This is a genomic window from Candidatus Thioglobus sp. (assembly GCF_029243085.1).
Classification (GTDB): Bacteria; Pseudomonadota; Gammaproteobacteria; order PS1; family Pseudothioglobaceae; genus Thioglobus_A.
Window position 1 is genome coordinate 1 of record NZ_JAQWSS010000023.1, and the last position, 2,902, is coordinate 2,902.

At 37.3% G+C, this 2,902-nt stretch carries 5 protein-coding genes; 4 read left to right on the forward strand and 1 reads right to left on the reverse strand.

The window, feature by feature from the left end; genetic code table 11:
• The 3 genes from P8M52_RS01450 to recR form a co-directional block, all read left to right on the forward strand.
• On the forward strand, positions 1 to 764 hold a 764-nt coding region (locus P8M52_RS01450; RefSeq protein WP_300306296.1), incomplete at its 5' end, for a DNA polymerase III subunit gamma/tau C-terminal domain-containing protein.
• Positions 765 to 779: 15 nt separating this feature from the next.
• A complete protein-coding gene (locus P8M52_RS01455) occupies positions 780 to 1,103 on the forward strand; it encodes a YbaB/EbfC family nucleoid-associated protein (RefSeq protein WP_300306299.1) in 324 nt (107 codons plus the stop codon).
• 10 nt (positions 1,104 to 1,113) lie between these two features.
• Complete coding sequence (gene recR, locus P8M52_RS01460) at positions 1,114 to 1,698, forward strand: recombination mediator RecR (protein ID WP_300306302.1); 585 nt, start codon at positions 1,114 to 1,116, stop codon at positions 1,696 to 1,698.
• Between the two features lie 5 nt (positions 1,699 to 1,703).
• Here the strand turns inward: recR and gloA are convergent, their stop codons facing one another.
• Entirely contained in the window at positions 1,704 to 2,090 is a 387-nt protein-coding gene (gloA, locus tag P8M52_RS01465) for a lactoylglutathione lyase (protein WP_300306305.1), read from the reverse strand.
• Between the two features lie 48 nt (positions 2,091 to 2,138).
• Between gloA and P8M52_RS01470 the strand changes: the two genes are divergently transcribed.
• Positions 2,139 to 2,750, forward strand: a complete 612-nt coding sequence (locus tag P8M52_RS01470; RefSeq protein ID WP_300306308.1) for a class I SAM-dependent methyltransferase — start codon at positions 2,139 to 2,141, stop codon at positions 2,748 to 2,750.
• The last annotated feature ends 152 nt before the right edge of the window (positions 2,751 to 2,902 follow it).

The following is a 2,902-nucleotide window of genomic DNA, read 5'->3' on the forward strand; positions in this document are numbered from 1 at the left end:
CTAATGCTTTAAAAGATCTAAGCTCTTTATTTCATCAAATCTCATTAGCCCAAATTATTAATGACGGGGTAAGCGATGACATTCAGGAGCTGGCTGGTCATATCTCTAATCAAGATTTACAGATTTTTTATCAAATGGCCATTAATGGTGGTCAAGATATGCCTCTGGCACCAAGCGAACAAATTGGCTTTGAGATGACTCTTTTAAGAATGATTGCTTTCCATAGTGATATTGATAACCAAAATCCTATAGAAAAAAAAACTCTAAAAATCACGCCTAAACGCCAATCTGATAACAACACGACTGAAGCGTTAGCAACACCTAGAGCCCAAGATAAACCTATAGAATCAAAGATTTCTAGTGACATTTCCGCAATTAGCAACCAGCAAGAATGGGAAGCTCTCAGTCAATCGCTTAATTTTTCTGGTGGTGCAAAAATGTTAGTCAAAAACACTCTGTTTACCTCTTTTGCTAACAACACACTAACACTAACACTTGATCAACAGTTTGCCAATTTACTCAGCGAACATGTGCAAAAAAATATACTTGCAAGTCTTCGAACTCAATACCCGAGCCTAACTTTAGTTATTGACTTGAACAAACTCACGGAACAGACTCTTGCACAAAAAGAAACTCAAGCTCACAACCAATATTTAGCTAGCATTCAGCAAGAGTTTTTAAATGATGAAATAGTACAAAAATTAGAACAAACATTTAACGCAAAAGTTGATATTAATTCAATTAAAGAAATAACTAAACACTAATTAAAGGAGTTACTTATGTTTAAAGGCGGAATGGCTGGAATGATGAAAAAAGCCCAGCAAATGCAAGACAACATGCAAAAAGCACAAGAAGAAATTAAATCTTTAAGTGTGACAGGCAAGGCTGCAGGTGGTGCAGTTGAAATCACTATCAATGGTGAACATTTAGCCACCAACATTAAAATTGATGAAATGGTCATGGATGATAAAGACATGTTAGAAGATTTGATACTAACCGCCATGAATGATGCCACTCAACAAATTTCTGCCGCCTCAGAGGCGAAAATGAAAGGTGCAACTGGTGGTATGAATCTACCTGGTGGCATGAATTTACCAATTTAATTCTGAGTCAATGATTGAATCACTTAACAAAGCTTTTTGCGCCCTACCCGGTGTTGGTAGTAAAACTGCACAACGCTTTGTGTATCATTTATTAGAACGTAATCGTGAAGGTGGGTTTGACCTTGCTAAGGCATTGGTTGATGCCATGGAGCATGTCAAACATTGCAACTCTTGCAGAACGCTGAGTGAAAAAGCCATTTGTAATATTTGCGCCAATGACACTCGTGACAATACACAATTGTGTATTGTAGAAACGCCAACTGATATTCATGCCATTGAACAAAGCGGTGTATACAAGGGCAAGTATTTCGTTCTAAGTGGCTACTTATCCCCTATTGATGGCATTGGTGCTAGCGAACTTGGTCTAGATGAATTAGAACAAAAATTATCAGATGACCAAGTGACAGAAATTATCCTTGCCACTAACGCCACAGTTGAAGGCGAGGTGACTGCGCATTATATTAGCAACATGGCAAAGCAATTCAATGTGCAAATTACTCGTATCGCCCATGGCATCCCAATTGGTGGTGAGCTTGAATATGCTGATATCAACACCATTGCTCACGCCTTATCGGGGCGCAAGAATTACGACTAAACTGTCTAAAACTTTTTAGACAACAGTTCAATCTCATAGCCATCAGGATCTTTTAAGAAGCCTACAATAGTTGTACCAGCACTCATAGGACCTGCTTCACGAATCACCTCAGCACCCTGCTCTTTTGCCATTTCAACAGCTTTATATACATCGTCAACATTAATGGCGATATGACCAAACCCTGTACCCATTTCATAAGTATCTTTACCCCAATTATGAGTTAACTCCAAAGCTGGATTTTCAGCCTCAGGGCCATAACCCAAAAAAGCCAAGGTAAACTCACCCTTAGGATAATCCTTTTGCCTTAATAATTTCATGCCTAATACTTCAGTATAAAAGGCAATAGATTTATCTAAATTTCCAACTCGCAACATTGTGTGCAAAATTCTCATGGCATCTCGCTTATAATTCAAATATTCATATTATAAACTTAGCTGATAATGTCGGACGAATTCTCCCACTGGGATCATATTTATAAAAATGCCAATCTTGAAAAAGTTAGCTGGCATCAACAGCATTCTACAATTTCTTTTAATTGGATTGTAGAATCTACTAAAAAACAAGATGCTATTGTTGATATCGGCAGCGGTGTATCAATATTAGCTGACAATCTATTAGCCGCAGGGTTTACTGATATTTCACTTTTGGAATTATCAACCCAGGCCTTAAACACACTCAAGACTAGGCTTAAAAAGTCCACCGATAAACTTAGTTTTTACAATGAAAACATCCTAGATTTTGAATCAAATACCACATTCAAGCTTTGGCATGATCGAGCTGTTTTTCATTTTTTAACCAACCCTAAAGACCAGCAAACTTATTTGCAAAAACTTAATCAATATCTTGAAAAAGATGGATTATTTTTGTTAGCAACCTTCTCCCCAGAAGGCCCAACACAATGCTCAGAATTAGACATTGTGCAATACGACGTCAAAAAAATTACTCAGCTTTTGGGAGATCGATTCAACTTATTAAAAACTCAATCAGAAGCACATCCACATCCAAATGGTAGTGTGCAGCACTTTAACTATTTTTTATTCAAGAAAAAATAGCCTATCCGTCCACTCTTAATAGCGTTGATTAAGTTGAAGAAGTATTTACACGGCTTTACCAACAAAAGACAGCGCTCTTGAAGCTATTAAAATAGTGGTTGATAGCATGACCAGCCCCTCTGACACTAGCAACAACCTAAAAATAAACATTA